This window comes from Paenibacillus sp. P3E (assembly GCF_001909045.1).
GTDB classification, from domain to species: Bacteria; Bacillota; Bacilli; order Paenibacillales; family Paenibacillaceae; genus Paenibacillus_AQ; species Paenibacillus_AQ helianthi.
Genome location: NZ_LVWH01000092.1, coordinates 50,363 through 65,606, shown reverse-complemented (window position 1 = coordinate 65,606; position 15,244 = coordinate 50,363). Strand labels below are relative to the sequence as shown.

At 52.6% G+C, this 15,244-nt stretch carries 11 protein-coding genes; 1 reads left to right on the top strand and 10 read right to left on the bottom strand.

Annotated elements, in window-relative coordinates; translation table 11 throughout:
* Window positions 1-157: 157 nt before the first annotated feature.
* From A3842_RS31480 to A3842_RS09180, 8 genes are all read right to left on the bottom strand, one after another.
* Complete coding sequence (locus A3842_RS31480; RefSeq protein ID WP_178382319.1) at window positions 158-6,541, bottom strand: chitobiase/beta-hexosaminidase C-terminal domain-containing protein; 6,384 nt, start codon at window positions 6,539-6,541, stop codon at window positions 158-160.
* A gap of 236 nt (window positions 6,542-6,777) precedes the next feature.
* Window positions 6,778-7,344 (bottom strand): RDD family protein, encoded by a 567-nt coding sequence (locus A3842_RS09210; RefSeq protein ID WP_074083209.1) that lies wholly within the window; start codon window positions 7,342-7,344, stop codon window positions 6,778-6,780.
* Window positions 7,345-7,359: 15 nt separating this feature from the next.
* On the bottom strand, window positions 7,360-7,845 hold the full coding sequence (locus tag A3842_RS09205; RefSeq protein WP_074101155.1) for a hypothetical protein: 486 nt from the start codon (window positions 7,843-7,845) through the stop codon (window positions 7,360-7,362).
* 26 nt (window positions 7,846-7,871) lie between these two features.
* Window positions 7,872-8,300 carry a hypothetical protein gene (locus tag A3842_RS09200; protein WP_074101154.1) on the bottom strand — a complete coding sequence of 143 codons (429 nt, stop codon included), beginning with the start codon at window positions 8,298-8,300 and terminating at the stop codon, window positions 7,872-7,874.
* A 129-nt stretch (window positions 8,301-8,429) separates the two neighbouring features.
* On the bottom strand, window positions 8,430-10,256 hold the full coding sequence (abc-f, locus tag A3842_RS09195; RefSeq protein ID WP_074101153.1) for a ribosomal protection-like ABC-F family protein: 1,827 nt from the start codon (window positions 10,254-10,256) through the stop codon (window positions 8,430-8,432).
* 448 nt (window positions 10,257-10,704) lie between these two features.
* The gene (locus tag A3842_RS09190; RefSeq protein ID WP_083609531.1) at window positions 10,705-11,016 is read right to left on the bottom strand and encodes a hypothetical protein; all 312 of its coding nucleotides are present in this window, start codon (window positions 11,014-11,016) and stop codon (window positions 10,705-10,707) included.
* A gap of 3 nt (window positions 11,017-11,019) precedes the next feature.
* Entirely contained in the window at window positions 11,020-11,202 is a 183-nt protein-coding gene (locus tag A3842_RS09185) for a hypothetical protein (protein ID WP_074101152.1), read from the bottom strand.
* 145 nt (window positions 11,203-11,347) lie between these two features.
* Complete coding sequence (locus A3842_RS09180) at window positions 11,348-12,310, bottom strand: L,D-transpeptidase family protein (protein WP_074101151.1); 963 nt, start codon at window positions 12,308-12,310, stop codon at window positions 11,348-11,350.
* 242 nt (window positions 12,311-12,552) lie between these two features.
* On the opposite strand from A3842_RS09180, the gene A3842_RS09175 reads away from it, so the two are divergent.
* A complete protein-coding gene (locus A3842_RS09175) occupies window positions 12,553-13,023 on the top strand; it encodes a hypothetical protein (RefSeq protein WP_244169888.1) in 471 nt (156 codons plus the stop codon).
* 116 nt (window positions 13,024-13,139) lie between these two features.
* Here A3842_RS09175 and A3842_RS09170 read toward each other — a convergent pair whose 3' ends face one another.
* A complete protein-coding gene (locus A3842_RS09170) occupies window positions 13,140-14,165 on the bottom strand; it encodes a diacylglycerol kinase catalytic domain-containing protein (RefSeq protein WP_074101150.1) in 1,026 nt (341 codons plus the stop codon).
* Window positions 14,162-15,217, bottom strand: coding sequence for an SPFH domain-containing protein (locus A3842_RS09165; protein WP_074101149.1), 1,056 nt, complete (start codon window positions 15,215-15,217; stop codon window positions 14,162-14,164). Before A3842_RS09165 ends, A3842_RS09170 begins: the two co-directional genes overlap by 4 nt.
* Between the last annotated feature and the right edge of the window lie 27 nt (window positions 15,218-15,244).

The following is a 15,244-nucleotide window of genomic DNA, read 5'->3' as shown; positions in this document are numbered from 1 at the left end:
ACGGGTGACAATCCGTAAAGGTTGCAGCTGTGGATATTGCCGGATGGCCCAGTGGAAACGGCTTTGCCGTCCTTGATTTATAGCGAGAAACATATATTCAGGAAAAAAAAACACCTCCCGGCTGCTGGGCAGCTCGGGAGGCGCAAGGTGAATTTATCTAGATCAGATTGGACTTCTGCAGCAATCTTTGGATCATAGCAGCAACCTCGGCTCTTGTAACATAAGCCTGAGGAGACAACTGGGAGGCACTGCGTCCGGAGACGATACCTGCCTGAATACTATCCGCAGCACTGTTCACTGCCCACTGCGAGACAATGCCGGCATCCTTGAACGGGCTTAACAGCTCAGTTGCGGCTTGAGCCGGAAGTTTGTCTTTCAATGCGGTGATCTTCATCGCCTTAGCTATGATGGTCATCGCCTGCTCCCGGGTGATCTTGTCTGCCGGACGGAAGCTGCCGTCTTCGAATCCAGTGATTAGATTGTATGCATAGGCGGTTTGAACCACACTACTGTACCAAGCCCCTGCCTTCACATCCGTAAATGGAGCTGTGCTGTTCTCCAGCTTCAGTCCAAGTCCGCGTACGATGATTGCAGCGAATTCAGCGCGTGTGATATCCGCATCGGGAGTAAATATCCCCTCTTCTGTACCGTCAATGATCTTCCGTGAACCCATGTTATTGACGATATCTTTAGCCCAGTGTCCGGCCATATCCTTGAATTCCAGAGGGTTCCAGATAATGGAATAGGTACTGTTGGTTAAGCTGTTCACCTTGGCAAAATATTTTTGGTCAATCGTTGTGACCTTAGTAGGTACGTGTCTCACCGATCCATCCGGCTCAACCACGATGGCTGTTGTAATCTTCTTCGGATCCACACCCTCCGGAAGAGCCATTTCCCGTTCTACATAGGCGTTAAACTTGGAGATTTCAATGGTTTTACCATCATACTCTGCCCGCACCACAAAATTGAGCGGAGGTGCAACTAACGTGAATCCGCCTTGAACAGCCGAATTCCCTACTATTCTTAATGTATCCGCTGCAGGAGTAGCAATTTCAATTTTGACTTTAATATCCTCAAGAGCAACTGTGGTTCCGAGCTGACTTGAGATTGCATCAATATTGATTTGCCCAGCAGGCAGGGTATAGGTTGCCGTTCCACTCTTCAACTCTAATACCGCTTGCTTATTCTCCATATTCTTAATCATTTGACCATTCAACTCGCCAATAACAATATCCGATTTCAGGTTTACCGGAATTGTAATTACAGCACCCTGCCCTTCCACCGCGAGTTTCTCTTCCAGCTTGACCTGATCAATGGCTACGGTCAAGGCTGTCTGTCCATTTACTGTGGCAGTGGATACTGTTCCGGCGCTCTCCACCTTGCCATTTACAAGAATGTCAAAACCGGTGGGGGCTGGTGCCGCTGTTGGTATTGACGTTGATGTTGGTGTTGGCGTTGGTGTTGGCGTTGGTACAGCAGGCGAAGGGTCTCCCCCTCCGCTGGATGGAGCGATTGGCGTTACGGCATTCGATAAGGCTGAGGCCGTGCTGCTGCCTGCGCTGTTGACCGCTTTTACCGTAAAAGTATAAGTCGTTCCATTGGTAAGTCCCGTGACTGTAATGGGACTTGCAGTTCCATTAGCTACAATATTCCCCGGCGAGGAGGTAATCTCATACCCTGTAATCGGGCTGCCTCCGTTTGTCTCAGGCGCCGTGAAGGAAATGATCGCTTGCCCACTACCGGATACTGCTGTTACATTGGCCGGAGCCCCTGGAACTGTCTTTGGAGTGGCGCTCCGTTCGTTGGAGGCCGCACTGTCACCTTCCGCATTGGTTGCTTTGACCACAAAATAATAGGTCGTTCCATTTAATAGATTCACCACATTATAGCCGTAGACTGAACCGCTGACGGTATCGACTTCACTGCCATATGCCGAATCAGCCAGTCTTTGGAAAATCTTGTACCCTGATGCACCCTCTACCGGCGTCCAGATCAATTGCACCTGAGCATTACCGAAAACTGCGGATTGCAGTAAAGGTACACCGGGAACAGGAACCGTTGTATCGGTTACTGTAATTTCTAAATTCTGAACTGCGCCTGCGCTAAATCTGAAGGTTAAGTTCGTTGTACCTGTAGCCATAGCAGCAAGGTATTCCTTGGCAATCGTTACCGTACTGCCGGACAGCGTGTAATCCGTTCCCAAAGTAAGGTTGGCTATCCCGTTGGAGATTCCTGTGAACGTATTGCCATTCAGAGTCAGTTCAACGGCCAGATCGGCCTGTTGGGTCTGTTTTTTGTCAAAAGCGGCACTGACCGGACTAATTATGCTGTTCGGTGCTGCCATGATCGTATAAGCTTCGCTCATTACCGCACTGTCTGTCATCCCCGCTTTCACGGCGATGGCCTTAATCGTCACCGCGCCCGTCACCGGGATCGCCCCGCTATATACCGCGCTGGCACTGGTTGGCGTGCTGCCGTCCAGCGTGTAGTGGATCGCTGCTCCGCTGGTGGCGGTGCTCAGCGCCACTGTCGTGCCTGACGCTACTGCGCCTCCCGCCGGATTGGCGGATGGTGCAGCCGCTTGCGCCATGATCGTGTACGCTTCGCTCATTACCGCGCTGTCCGTCATCCCCGCTTTCACGGCGATGGCCTTAATCGTCACCGCGCCCGTCACCGGGATCGCGCCGCTATATACGGCACTTGCACTGGTCGGCGTGCTGCCATCCAGCGTGTAGTGGATCGCTGCTCCGCTAGTTGTGGTGCTCAGCGCCACTGTCGTGCCTGACGCTACTGCGCCTCCCGCCGGATTGGCGGATGGTGCAGCCGCTTGTGCCATAATCGTGTAAGCTTCGCTCATTACCGCACTGTCCGTCATCCCCGCTTTCACGGCGATGGCCTTAATCGTCACCGCGCCCGTCACCGGGATCGCCCCGCTATACACCGCACTTGCACTAGTCGGCGTACTGCCGTCCAGCGTGTAGTGGATTGCTGCTCCGCTAGTGGCAGTGCTCAACGCCACTGTCGTGCCTGACGCTACTGCGCCTCCCGCCGGACTGGCGGATGGTGCAGCCGCTTGCGCCATGATCGTGTAAGCTTCGCTCATTACCGCGCTGTCCGTCATCCCCGCCTTCACGGCGATGGCCTTAATCGTCACCGCGCCCGTCACCGGGATCGCCCCGCTATATACCGCGCTGGCACTGGTCGGCGTGCTGCCGTCCAGCGTATAGTGGATCGCCGCTCCACTCGTTGTGGTGCTCAGCGCCACTGTCGTGCCTGACGCTACTGCGCCTCCCGCCGGATTGGCGGATGGTGCAGCCGCTTGTGCCATAATCGTGTAAGCTTCGCTCATTACCGCGCTGTCCGTCATCCCCGCCTTCACGGCGATGGCCTTAATTGTCACCGCGCCCGTCACCGGGATCGCGCCGCTATATACCGCGCTAGCACTGGTTGGCGTGCTGCCGTCCAGCGTGTAGTGGATCGCTGCTCCGCTAGTTGTGGTGCTCAGCGCCACTGTCGTGCCTGACGCTACTGCGCCTCCCGCCGGATTGGCGGATGGTGCAGCCGCTTGTGCCATAATCGTGTAAGCTTCGCTCATTACCGCACTGTCTGTCATCCCCGCTTTCACGGCGATGGCCTTAATCGTCACCGCGCCCGTCACCGGGATCGCGCCGCTATACACCGCGCTGGCACTAGTCGGCGTGCTGCCGTCCAGCGTATAGTGGATCGCTGCTCCGCTGGTGGCGGTGCTCAGCGCCACTGTCGTTCCTGACGCTACTGCGCCTCCCGCCGGATTGGCGGATGGTGCAGCCGCTTGTGCCATGATCGTGTACGCTTCGCTCATTACCGCACTGTCCGTCATCCCCGCTTTCACGGCGATGGCCTTAATCGTCACCGCGCCCGTCACCGGGATCGCGCCGCTATATACCGCACTTGCACTGGTCGGCGTGCTGCCGTCCAGCGTGTAGTGAATCGCTGCTCCGCTGGTGGCGGTGCTCAGCGCCACTGTCGTTCCTGACGCTACTGCGCCTCCCGCCGGATTGGCGGATGGTGCAGCCGCTTGTGCCATGATCGTATACACTTCGCTCATTACCGCACTATCCGTCATCCCCGCCTTCACGGCGATGGCCTTAATCGTCACCGCGCCCGTCACCGGGATCGCCCCGCTATACACGGCGCTGGCACTGGTTGGCGTGCTGCCGTCCAGCGTGTAGTGGATCGCTGCTCCGCTTGTAGTTGTGCTCAGCGCCACTGTCGTGCCTGACACTACTGCGCCTCCCGCCGGATTGGCGGATGGTGCAACCGCTTGTGCCATGATCGTGTACGCTTCGCTCATTACCGCGCTGTCCGTCATCCCCGCCTTCACGGCGATGGCCTTAATCGTCACCGCGCCCGTCACCGGGATCGCGCCGCTATATACCGCGCTGGCGCTCGTCGGCGTACTGCCGTCCAGCGTGTAGTGGATCGCTGCTCCGCTAGTTGTGGTGCTCAGCGCCACTGTCGTGCCTGAGGCTACTGCGCCTCCGACTGGGCTTGCTGTCGGAGCACCTACCTGCGCCATGGTTCCCGTTGTCGTCATAACCAACTGTGAGTTCCCGGAGAGAACCACTCTGCCATTCGCCTCCACCAGCGAATAGATTGCATTCGGATCAATGGAGGACAAGTCCACACCGGCATCCTGCCAGGTCGAACCGTGATCATCCGTGAAATATACCACCGGAACATTGTTACTGCCATAAGCCAGCATGTAGAGGTTGTTGCCCTTTTGCCCCATCATAGCTGAGGTTGAGTAAAAGGTGGACAAACCCGTCATTGTTGGTGAGCTCCAAGAGGTGAGATCATCACTGGTACGTGAGAACACCTCATAAGTGCTAGAGTTATAACCAGTCAGAACATATTTGCTTCCGTCATACAGAACATTACTCAGGACATCCGTCTGGTTAGGATAAGCTCCTGAACGATTCGTCCAAGTCTCCCCATCCGCCGAAGTCCAAATGCTGGATGCATCTATATTACCTTGGTTATCATAGCCGTACCCCAAGGCAATAAATTGATTATTCGTATATGCAATGGAATACACCGCATCTATCGATTGCGCAGGCAGGGTAGGCTCATGCCAGGTGATACCGTCCGCCGACGTTTTTATTTTGGGAGCTCCCGCACTTGAACCGACCGCAACGAATTTCCCATTCCCAAAAGCAATGTCCGTTATAGCTGTCGAATCATTCAAGCTGCTTTGCAGCGTCCAGGCAGATCCGTCCGTCGAGGTAGCCAGCGCAGTGCTTGTCTGATTGGCCTCGCCAATCGCCACATAGGTGTTATTACCGTATGCCGCCGCCGAGAATCCGGCCACTCTTGAGGACAGTGTTACCTGGTTCCAGTTCGCAAGGTCAGCCGAGTTCCAGATCGCCCCGTCGCTGCCCATTTTCCCAACAGCAATATACTGTGATCCGCTGCCATGAACAATCTCAGTAAAAGCGCCTCCCCATTTATAGCGCCAATCCACCCCATCTGAGGAAACCATCATTCCTTCATTGCCCAAGCGAAAATATTTCCCGTTCAGAAAACGCGGGTTCTGCGTAACAAAATAATTTTTGAACGGCTGCATGGTCCATGTGGTTCCGTTCGTCGATGTGTACACTGCTCCATAGTTTGGAGATTCATAACCGAACAAGTAGACCTTCGTACCATCATAAAACCCGTTAAACATCTGATTATTGTATTGTGAGGCATTCTGCTTAAAAGGAGGTCCCATCAGCGTATACGTGGAGAGATCCGTAGAGGTCCAGAGATAAGCACTAGGATCTGAAATATAGTAACGGCCGTTCATCCAGGACAGCATGTTGGTACCGGTGGATGGTCCCGCCGCGGTAGAGGGCTGCGTCCAGGTCCAGGTGGAGCCATTAATCGTAGAGTAGATTTTTCCGTTTGATGCCCCTACAGCCAATTTGGTGCCGCTATTCCCTACAGTCACTCTGGTTACGTATGCCGTGGGGTCAAGCCCTGTAGGAACGAGAGCGGTCCAACTGATCCCGTCTGTTGAGGTCAGCAGCTTCCCTTGTGTTGTAGCGTAAAAAGCACTGTTCCCATTAAAAGTGAGAAATTCAACACCCGAAATGCCAAATGTGACATTGGAGGTGCGCTGGGTCCAGTTGTTGCCGTCCGGCGAGGTCAGAATAACCCCTTCACTTCCCGTAACAACAAATAAACCGTTTCCATAAGCTGCCCCGTTAAAAGTAAAAGAATCAGGAGCTGCCACTCCTGCATAGTTAATGTCAGCTTTGGTTTTCACATTCACCCAGGTTTCCGCATCAGCCGATTTGATAATGGCCCCGTAGTAGCCGACTGCGATATACACATTGTTGCCGTAGGCCATACCAGTCATTGCATTTGAAGGCAAGCTGGTATAGCTGGAGGTTGTGAAACTGTCTGGCGCCGGACCCGCAGCATACAGATGTACCGGGCGTAAGCAGAAGAACACTGCCATTCCAAGCAAAAGCACACCAAATAGTGAATAACTCGACCTTTTGGTCCTTATTTTCATAATCGCTGCCTCCAATAATTTATTAGTTCTAAGATGAATGGGCATATAGGCTTTATGGGTTCCATAATTCGACAGCAAGTGGTACAAATCCTTTAATTTTTATATTAAAAAATAATAATAACGAATATTTATTTTATTTTGTTGAATTCTTCCGCAACACTAGCTGCAATTGGATTAAAACAGTAAAGGGATAGAACTCAGCAGCGGACTGCCGGTTCTATCCCTTTTGCAACATATCAACTTATCTTGTCTGGCTTAAGACTATCCATCGCCGACTTATCAACCACGTACGTTCCCGCCATCAGATCATGTATGGCCCGGTTATTCTTGATGAATGCGACGCATAGGCAGTCCACTATAATCACAAAGCCAAAAAATGCATTCAAACCAATCACAAGCGGGAGCCATTCCCCGGCATGAGTGGAAATCGACAGGGTTTTGTACGCACTCAAGCTTGCAATGACCGCCAAAAATGAGTTCAGAATATAGAAGCTATCCCGGATCAATGCCTGCTTCACCGAGGGCAGCTGTCCGTCCGCATTTATAATTCTGACCTTCAGGAGCAGCTTTCCGGGCGTCCCGCCATATTTGACCACCATATAAATATTAAATGCGCACAGCAGCGCAAACTGGATAAACAATGGTATCCCCGAATGATAATGTTCTGTCGCCCAGACGAAGAACTTATTCACAACATAGGCCGGAAGAAGAAGCACCAGAACATCTACAATACTGATCAGCACTCTTTTCCAAAATCCTGTGAAGTCCCCTGGAACCAGCTCTTCTTCCACCCTTCGATCCATGTTGTACCTCCAGTGTTAAGATCTGTACGCAGCCAAAATATCCTTTCCTACCTGCTTCGCTTCTTCCAGTGTACTTGCCGGACCTGAAATACTCCCCTCACCGTTCTTAAGGTTATAGCGCTTATCAAGATCGGTTAGCGTAATCCAGAACCGGTCCAGCTTCTTCGCTACAGAAATCACCCCGGTTGTACGTGTAGAGTGATCGGTATCCCATGCCGTCATAACTCCCAAATAATAACCTCCGTTATCCTTCAGCTTTATCTTATAGGTCAAGTCCTGGTCTACAGTAAGCGTTCCGTTCAATGTACTTTTGGAGAACAGGAGGACGCCCCGGGCAACCTTTCCTTTAAAGTGGATAGTCGTGCTTTTGATCATGCCGGCTTCATTCGAATAAATAACACTTCCGTATTCCCGCTCCACCTGCTGCGGCCTCATCCAAAGATAGAGCAGCGCAAGTATAATTAGCGTCAGCCCCATTCTTAACCATACTTTTTTATTCATTGTTCCCCCTAGGTTGCTATTCTGGTCTATTGCTTCTGAACTTTAAATGTGAACGTCCATGTGGCCGTGTTGCCGGAATAGCGCCCCCGGTTTTCGACAACGGTCACCTCTATGGCTTTGCTGATGGTTTTGGTTATTGCTGAGGCTTTGACAGAAGCGGTAGCCGTGGCGGATTCCGGAATTTTATCCTGCTCTTCCGCATACGCCTTCAGTTGAACACTTTCTGTCGATTTCAGGTCCAGAACCACGGATGAGCCCTCACTGATCTCTTTATCGTTAATATATGCCGTGGTATACCACTCATTACCCACATGATTGTTTTCAGTCAGTTCCGCACTGACTAAGGTTACTTTAACCTTGATGCTTTTGGATGCCGCCGAAGTGGACTGTACCGGTATGGCCATATTGAACAGGAGCAGCAGCAGTACCATGATTCTGATTCCCTTATTACGCATTTGAGAGTGCCTCCCTCATATTTTAGCTGTATGATTTATACATTTCGCCAAAATATGCCATAACCCTTCACCGCACCTGTATTTTTTTGGTTTTTCTGCTATCTCGTCACCACAGGGTGGAACGGGCAGTTATTGCCGCTCATGGATGGTCCGCCGCAGCTGCACAATCTCGGTCATCAGCTCGCGGTCCTCTTCCACCGTCTCCCTGGTTTCACTGTGCATCAGTTGGGCCAGGCGCAGCTTCATCAGCTGCAGTTCTCCTTCTTGTGATTGCTCTTCCGGTGTAAGCACCCGGCTCCGGTCCTTGGACGAATATTCCTCATAGGTACCCGTGAACTGACGGGGGTTCCCTCCACGCTCCAGTACAAGCAGCCGGTTGGCCACTTTAGCATGCAAATACCGGTCATGCGAGACGATAACCAGCCCGCCGGGATAAGAAGCCAGTGCTTCTTCCACCCGCTCCCGGGTATCGATATCCAAATAGTTGGTCGGCTCATCCAGCACAAGCAGATTGGCACGGCCAAAATACAGCCGCAGGAAGGCAACACGGCATTTCTCACCAAGGCTTAGATCACCGATCCGCTTAAATACATCCTCCCGGGGGAACAAGAAGCAGCCCAGAATGGTCCGCGCCTCCGTCTGCGTCATGCCGGGAAGCTCCAGCAAGCTGTCCAGTAGGGTGGATGACAGGGGCAGATCATCCAGTTCCTGGGCAAAATAACCCACCCGCGTGCGGGGATGCATACGCAATTCGCCACCGTCAGGCTCCAGCAGACCAGCAATCAGCTTCAGCAGCGTGGATTTGCCGGCACCGTTCGGTCCAAGAACAGCAAGACGGTCCCCGCGCCGTAAAGTTAGATTGAAATTTTCCAGCAGCGCAGGAACGCCGCCGTAAGCATAATGAATACCGCTCATCTCAAGCAGCGAATCCCCCCGGAAAACTTCACCTTCCAGCTTCATGCTCAGCTGGGATACGGCACGCGGCAGTTCCACCCGGTTCTGCTCCAGGCGTTCCAGACTCGCTTCCTTGGCATGGAGCCGGGAGACGTTCTTCTTCGCTTGGGCGCGCCGGAAATCGTTCTGGCCGGCGGCAAGGTGGGCCTGCTGGAACCATTCTGCATAACGGCGGATGCTCGCCAGCAGCTTTTCCCTCTCCAGCTCCTGCTTTCTGTACTGCACCGCCAGCGTTCGTGACTCTATCTCCTTCTGCTCCCGGTACTTCGTATATCCTCCCGGATATCGCCGGCAGCCCTGCGGGCTCAGCTCCAGCACTGCCGTTGCCGTCCGGTCAATGAATCTGCGGTCATGGGAAACGTAGAATACCGTCCCCGGATAATTCCGTACCCACTCCTCCAGCCAGACCATGGTCTCCTCATCCAGATGGTTCGTCGGCTCATCCAGGATCAGCAGCTTCGGCTGACGGGCCAGCAGCGCGGCTAGTTGAACTCTGGTCTTCTGCCCCCCGCTGAGCTGGCGGTATGGCAGGGTCCACACCTCATGATTCAGCATCAGCTGGCTAAGGCATTGTTCTGCCTTGGCCTCCCAGCCATACCCGTCCAATTGCAGATAACGTTCATATACTTCACCGTATTCGGCCACAAGCGCTTCATCGCTGCCACCAGTCTCTTGGAGCACACGGCCCATCTGCTCCAGCCTGCGCTTAAGGTCATCCACTTCCGGCGAACCGGACAGAACATACTCCAGCGCGCTGACATCTGGCCCAATCTCCAGCTGTTGATCCAATACTCCCCGCTCCTCCGGGGGCAGACCGTGATAGACGTTGCCCTCCTCGAAGGTGTAACGTCCGAGGAGACCCTGCAGCAGCGTCGTCTTGCCGATCCCGTTGCGTCCGAAGAGCAGCACACGTTCTCTCTCGGCAATTTCAAAAGAGACATCTGCGAACAGGGGAATCCCGTTCCATTCTTTACGTATATGTTTAACCTTGATTATGGTCATATCCATTCCTCCGCTTCCGTAAAAAATACAAAAAAACCGCAGCCAGCGGCCTGCGGCAGAGCATGTATGAAGGAGGAGGATGCCATGAAACAACGCTGCAGATATATTGCCCCCTTGTTTTATCGCAAGGTGAACCGTATATTTATCAGCTGCGTTCATCTGTAACAAGCATCGTAAGGTCCCCGATCGACACACGTATCCCCTGACCGTACACCCCAAGCAGCAACGGCTGCGCCGTCCTTACCTGCTTTATTCCAAAGGGTGTCCCGTGGCTTGTGCATAAGCACATCCCTAGTTCATGGTCTTTTGAGAAGGAAACGTGTTAGTTATTCATCGCTTCGGTGAACCTCCGTAATTGTCCGAAATGTAATACTACTTAGATCATATGCAACTCCTCAAGCATAAACAAGGTCAAGAACCTTTATACTTAAAGTTTCCCATTCCGTTATTACATCATTAGCGGGACAGCAAACGGCAGCAGGATCAGCAGCAGTGAGAGACTAGTTAGGCTAAACGTCAGATTGCGTCCCAGCCTCTGATTTTTGTCTGATTTGAACCAGCCTTTGAACTGCCAATAATTGCGGTAGAGCACAAAAAACAAAATGAGATTCCCCGCCGCAGCGCTCCCGGGGTAGATCGTCCAGCCGTACAACAGCTTAAATAGGCCATATTCCAAGCCACCCAGTAACCCAAGAGTCAGTAACAGCAAAAGACACATCCGCAATATTTCCAGTACAAAGGTTGCCAGCTTGCTCATCATACATCACCTCTCCACTTGAGTAGGAACTCCTCCTGCGGCTTCAGCCAAATGGATATTAGAGCTGCTCCAGCGCAGGATCTCCTGATTATTTTGGACAATTATCCGCTTGTGGACATATTCTTCGGTCCGTTCCATCATTCTGGGCATATCCACCCGTTCATATTTCCTGTTCCATTCAAACAGCATCTCATACAGGTTCTTCTCTCTATAACTTCAATATATATCCTGAAACTCCTGCCCGTTCGAAGCTGCTGTACATAGAATGGGTTACAAAAAAACACAGCAGGCCTCTGCCCGCTGCGGTCCGGGGATACTATGAAGCTGATCCGTCCTAGAAGGTGACTGTGGCTTCCTGCTTGCTCCACTTGAACGAAAGACCGAACAACTCTGTCAGGCTGCCAAGCGGCAGATAGAGACGGTTATTCACATTTTTGGACGCTATCATAGATAGGGTTTGGCCCTGTACCACGGCTTGTGTGGTCAGCGGTTTATGTGTCACCGTACGTTTTCCTATGGTGATCTCCAGCGCACCGGTTCCAGCTTGCGGCTTCAGCGTACCTCCCAGCAAGGCCACTGTTTCTCTCAACGGAACAAAAACACGCGAATTCTCCAGGATAAGGTCATCCTTAAGCTTCAGCGGTTTACCATTAATGATGAAGGTTCCTGCAAAGGCGGTAACCCCGAGGGAATAGCCGTTATTGGCAGCAATGCTGTCCAGGCTGAGTGATGATGAAATGATCACCACTTTTGTATTCTTGGCAATTTGCGGAAACAGCCAGTGGATGTCTTCATTATGCATACGGATGCACCCGGCACTGACATATTTGCCGATGGACGATTCGTTATTATTGCCATGAATGGCGTACGTTGTTCCCTTTGTGCCGTTCACTTCGAGTCCCAGCCAGCGGTCCCCAAGCGGATTCGCCGGATCTCCTCCGGGAATGTGCTCCTTATAATAAGGCCTGTTTTTGATCTTGACGACAATTTTGAAGCTGCCCTCTGGAGTGAGGCTTTTGCTTTTGCCTGTGGCAACCGGAAACGTCCGGACCAGCTTGCCGCCACTGAAATAACCTAGCGTATTCGTCTTTTTGTTCACAACAATCAGCTCTGAGGACGATGCAGCCGATGCCGTTGACGCTCCCGGGAAGCTTAATGTTAACAGAAGCACAAATACAAGCGGTAATGTAATACTCCGTTTCAGTGAGAAATAGAAGGATAATTTGTAACGTGAAGCATCTAAATTCTTAAATTTCCAAAAAGCCTTTGGTCTAGCAAATAAACCATGCAGATTCATGCTGCCCCTCCTCCAGGTTATGGGTGATTATGGATACTGTTTTCTAGATAGACGAAAGGAGGCCACAAAAGTTGCTATGCAGCCTGTACCTTTCTTTTGAGCCCGTCCTTCCGGCAGCGAAGGAGTAATTGAGGGAATTGTAGCTGTCCGCTCAAGCAAATCAAGCACATGAATATTCAGTACTTTTCTCAGAGATAATAAGAACGCATGACCAAACTGAAATGCCAAGGAGGCAAAATATTTTGAATTCCAACATTTCCAGCCAGATCAACCAATGTGAGCAAATTATTCAGCAGCTGGTCTCCCAAACACAACAAGCCAGCCAAAACTATCAACAGCTTCTTCAACAGGAACAGCAAAATGCTGCCAAGCTGGAAGAATTGGCAGACCGTGAACGTAAAGCCAGTCAAATGATTCAGCAGGCCCTGCAGGGTCACCAAACGGCTGTACAACAGCTGCAGCATGTATCCCAACTGGTTAGACAGATGGAACAGAACTCCCAGATTTCCAGCTTCAGCACTGGAATCGGCACAGGGGCTCAAGGATTCAACCCATCTTATAGCCCGGTCTTCCATTCTTCCATGAACCAACAGCCATCACAGGTGCCACATATCCCAATGATGCCTTCCTTCAATTCGCAGCAAATGCATTCGCCAATGTCTCCAAATCAATCCTTTGGTTCATCCATGAATCAGGGCCGCAGCTTCCAGTAATCAACAGCACTTCAATTTCAAAAGGGTTCCTCAGCAGCCTCTCTGTGGCTGACGGGGAACCCTTTCTGTTGTCCGGCTGGCAAGCAGACCGAACCCGTTACTGCTGAATGTTGCATTCATACCACCAGCCGTCCCCGCTTCTCGGCGAGCGTAATCGTCGCTTCCACGCCGGAGTTGAACGCCAGAAAGTCATTTTCGACCCCATCGCTGAAGATGACCCCGTCCTCCGGCATCTGTGAGGTAATCTTCAGCGGGGCCTGGCTGCCGATCTCTCCGAAGACCAGGTCAGCGGAAGTCGTTCGGCTGGGAAAAGGCTCCCGAACCGTAAAGTACAGGTTCGGGTAATCCCAAGGCAGCCGCTCTGCCACCGCGGTGTATACCTCATCCGCTCCGGTTACCGGCTGTCCTGCCGGATGTCCGCCTCTTCCTGCAGCCGGGGCTGTGCGTGCTCCGCTTGCCTTTTGCAGCTGCGCCGCACTGTGAACAATCCCTGCCGCTCCGGCGAGCACGCTTTTGAGCCAGCCGGTGGAGCCCATGCCGGTGGAGACGATAATCCCGCTGGAGGACTGCTGCTCGGTGACACCGTTCAGCTCCAGCTGATAGCGGGCGGACACATGGGTCTTGCGGCCAATGAACAGATCATTGACGCCGTACAGGCTCTGTCCGTCGTTGAGCTGCGCTTTGGCAAGCGTGACCTCACGCACCTGCCGCTGCCCCCGGAACACCTCCGGCACCAAATGCCGGAGATCCTTGACGGTGAACGGCAGCAGCACGCCGTCCCAGCGCTGCGGATCGGGATTGACCCCGATCAGCGGCTGCTCGTGAAGGTATTTTAGCGTGTTGGCCACAAGTCCATCCTGCCCCAGCACCACTACGGTATCTTGCTCCCCAAAAATGAAGTTCGGTACATGCTGGCGTTCCAGCAGCTGCACCCGGCCCACCGCGCCCAGCTCGATCACTGCGGTCTCCACCGCCTTGCGGTAATGAAAGTCCTCGCTGATATAATCGCTGAAATCCGCTCCCAAGCGTTCAATATAGAACTGCGCCTGCTGAATCGTATTGTAGCGGACCACCAGTTCTTCGAGCCAGGTTTTTCGCTTGATCAGGATAATTTTGTTCTCCGAGCTTCGGGTCTCGCTCATCGTCCCCCGCCTCCTCTTGCAGCATTCCCGCCGTTTCCAGCCGAACCGCCCATCAGTCCCTGAAGCAGATCCGGCGAAATGTTCAGCTGCCCAATCTTGCCAGCATTCTCCGCTAGCTCTTGGAAGGCGATTGCAATCAATTTATCGGGCTTCATCCCTACATTGGTCAGGGCCTGCAGTACACCAGGCGCTACCCCCTGCAGTGAATTCATCACCGCCGACAGTTCATAGGCTTTGGCATCTGCTTCGGCCCGCTGGTTGGCTACGGTCAGCCCGATCAGCTCCTGCTTCTTCTCTTCAAGCGCAGTATCGAAGCTGAGCTGCTCCTCCATCATCGCATTCTGCTTCTGCTTCACCGACCGCTCGGCGTCCAGCTGGGTTTCACGGATCTGTTTTTTCTTCGTCTCGACAGCAATTTCCGTATTCAGTTCATTCTCCTTCACGCGGCGCTCCTGCTCAATGGAAGCATTGCGGCGCTCATAGAGCGCATTGTCCGCACTCCGTAGAATCTCTTCCCGGGCTTGTGCTTCCAGGGCACGCAGTGTTTCCTTATTCGGGACAATGGCCAGAATCGACAGACCCATCAGCTCAATGCCCAGCTTCTCAATCTCCTCATTTCGTCCGGTCTCCTGGGTAATGGTCTTTGCCAGACGTTCACTGGACTTAATCGCTTCGCGCAGCGGCAGCTGCTCCAGCTGCTTCTTCGTCAGCACCTTGGCGATATTAATCACGCGCTGCGCCAGTTTGCCCGGATCGTCGGAGAGATACGTATTTTTACGCAAATTGTAGGTGTAATTAAGAATCTGTGTAGTCTTGCGGTAGTCGACAATCCGGTAGGTCAGCTGCCCCTGTACGGTCACTGTCTGGTAATCATTCGTAATTTCCTCGAACATGAACGGAACATCAATCGAGGATACCGGAACCACAACAACCGAGGTCGTAGGCGCATAATAATGAAAAGAAAGCCCCACTCCCTCACGCACTACCTTGCCGTTCTTCACCTTAAGCACATAGTCACTGGGCTGGAATTTCACGAATCTGAATCCGAACATAGGGATTACCTCCTGTTAACTTTTATG

Bases quoted from the DNA above. Each gene is read 5' to 3' on its own strand.
- A3842_RS31480 (WP_178382319.1), bottom strand. From the start codon at position 6,541: ATGAAAATAAGGACCAAAAGGTCGAGTTATTCACTATTTGGTGTGCTT.
- A3842_RS09210 (WP_074083209.1), bottom strand. From the start codon at position 7,344: ATGGATCGAAGGGTGGAAGAAGAGCTGGTTCCAGGGGACTTCACAGGA.
- A3842_RS09205 (WP_074101155.1), bottom strand. From the start codon at position 7,845: ATGAATAAAAAAGTATGGTTAAGAATGGGGCTGACGCTAATTATACTT.
- A3842_RS09200 (WP_074101154.1), bottom strand. From the start codon at position 8,300: ATGCGTAATAAGGGAATCAGAATCATGGTACTGCTGCTGCTCCTGTTC.
- abc-f (WP_074101153.1), bottom strand. From the start codon at position 10,256: ATGACCATAATCAAGGTTAAACATATACGTAAAGAATGGAACGGGATT.
- A3842_RS09190 (WP_083609531.1), bottom strand. From the start codon at position 11,016: ATGATGAGCAAGCTGGCAACCTTTGTACTGGAAATATTGCGGATGTGT.
- A3842_RS09185 (WP_074101152.1), bottom strand. From the start codon at position 11,202: ATGCTGTTTGAATGGAACAGGAAATATGAACGGGTGGATATGCCCAGA.
- A3842_RS09180 (WP_074101151.1), bottom strand. From the start codon at position 12,310: ATGAATCTGCATGGTTTATTTGCTAGACCAAAGGCTTTTTGGAAATTT.
- A3842_RS09170 (WP_074101150.1), bottom strand. From the start codon at position 14,165: ATGAGCGAGACCCGAAGCTCGGAGAACAAAATTATCCTGATCAAGCGA.
- A3842_RS09165 (WP_074101149.1), bottom strand. From the start codon at position 15,217: ATGTTCGGATTCAGATTCGTGAAATTCCAGCCCAGTGACTATGTGCTT.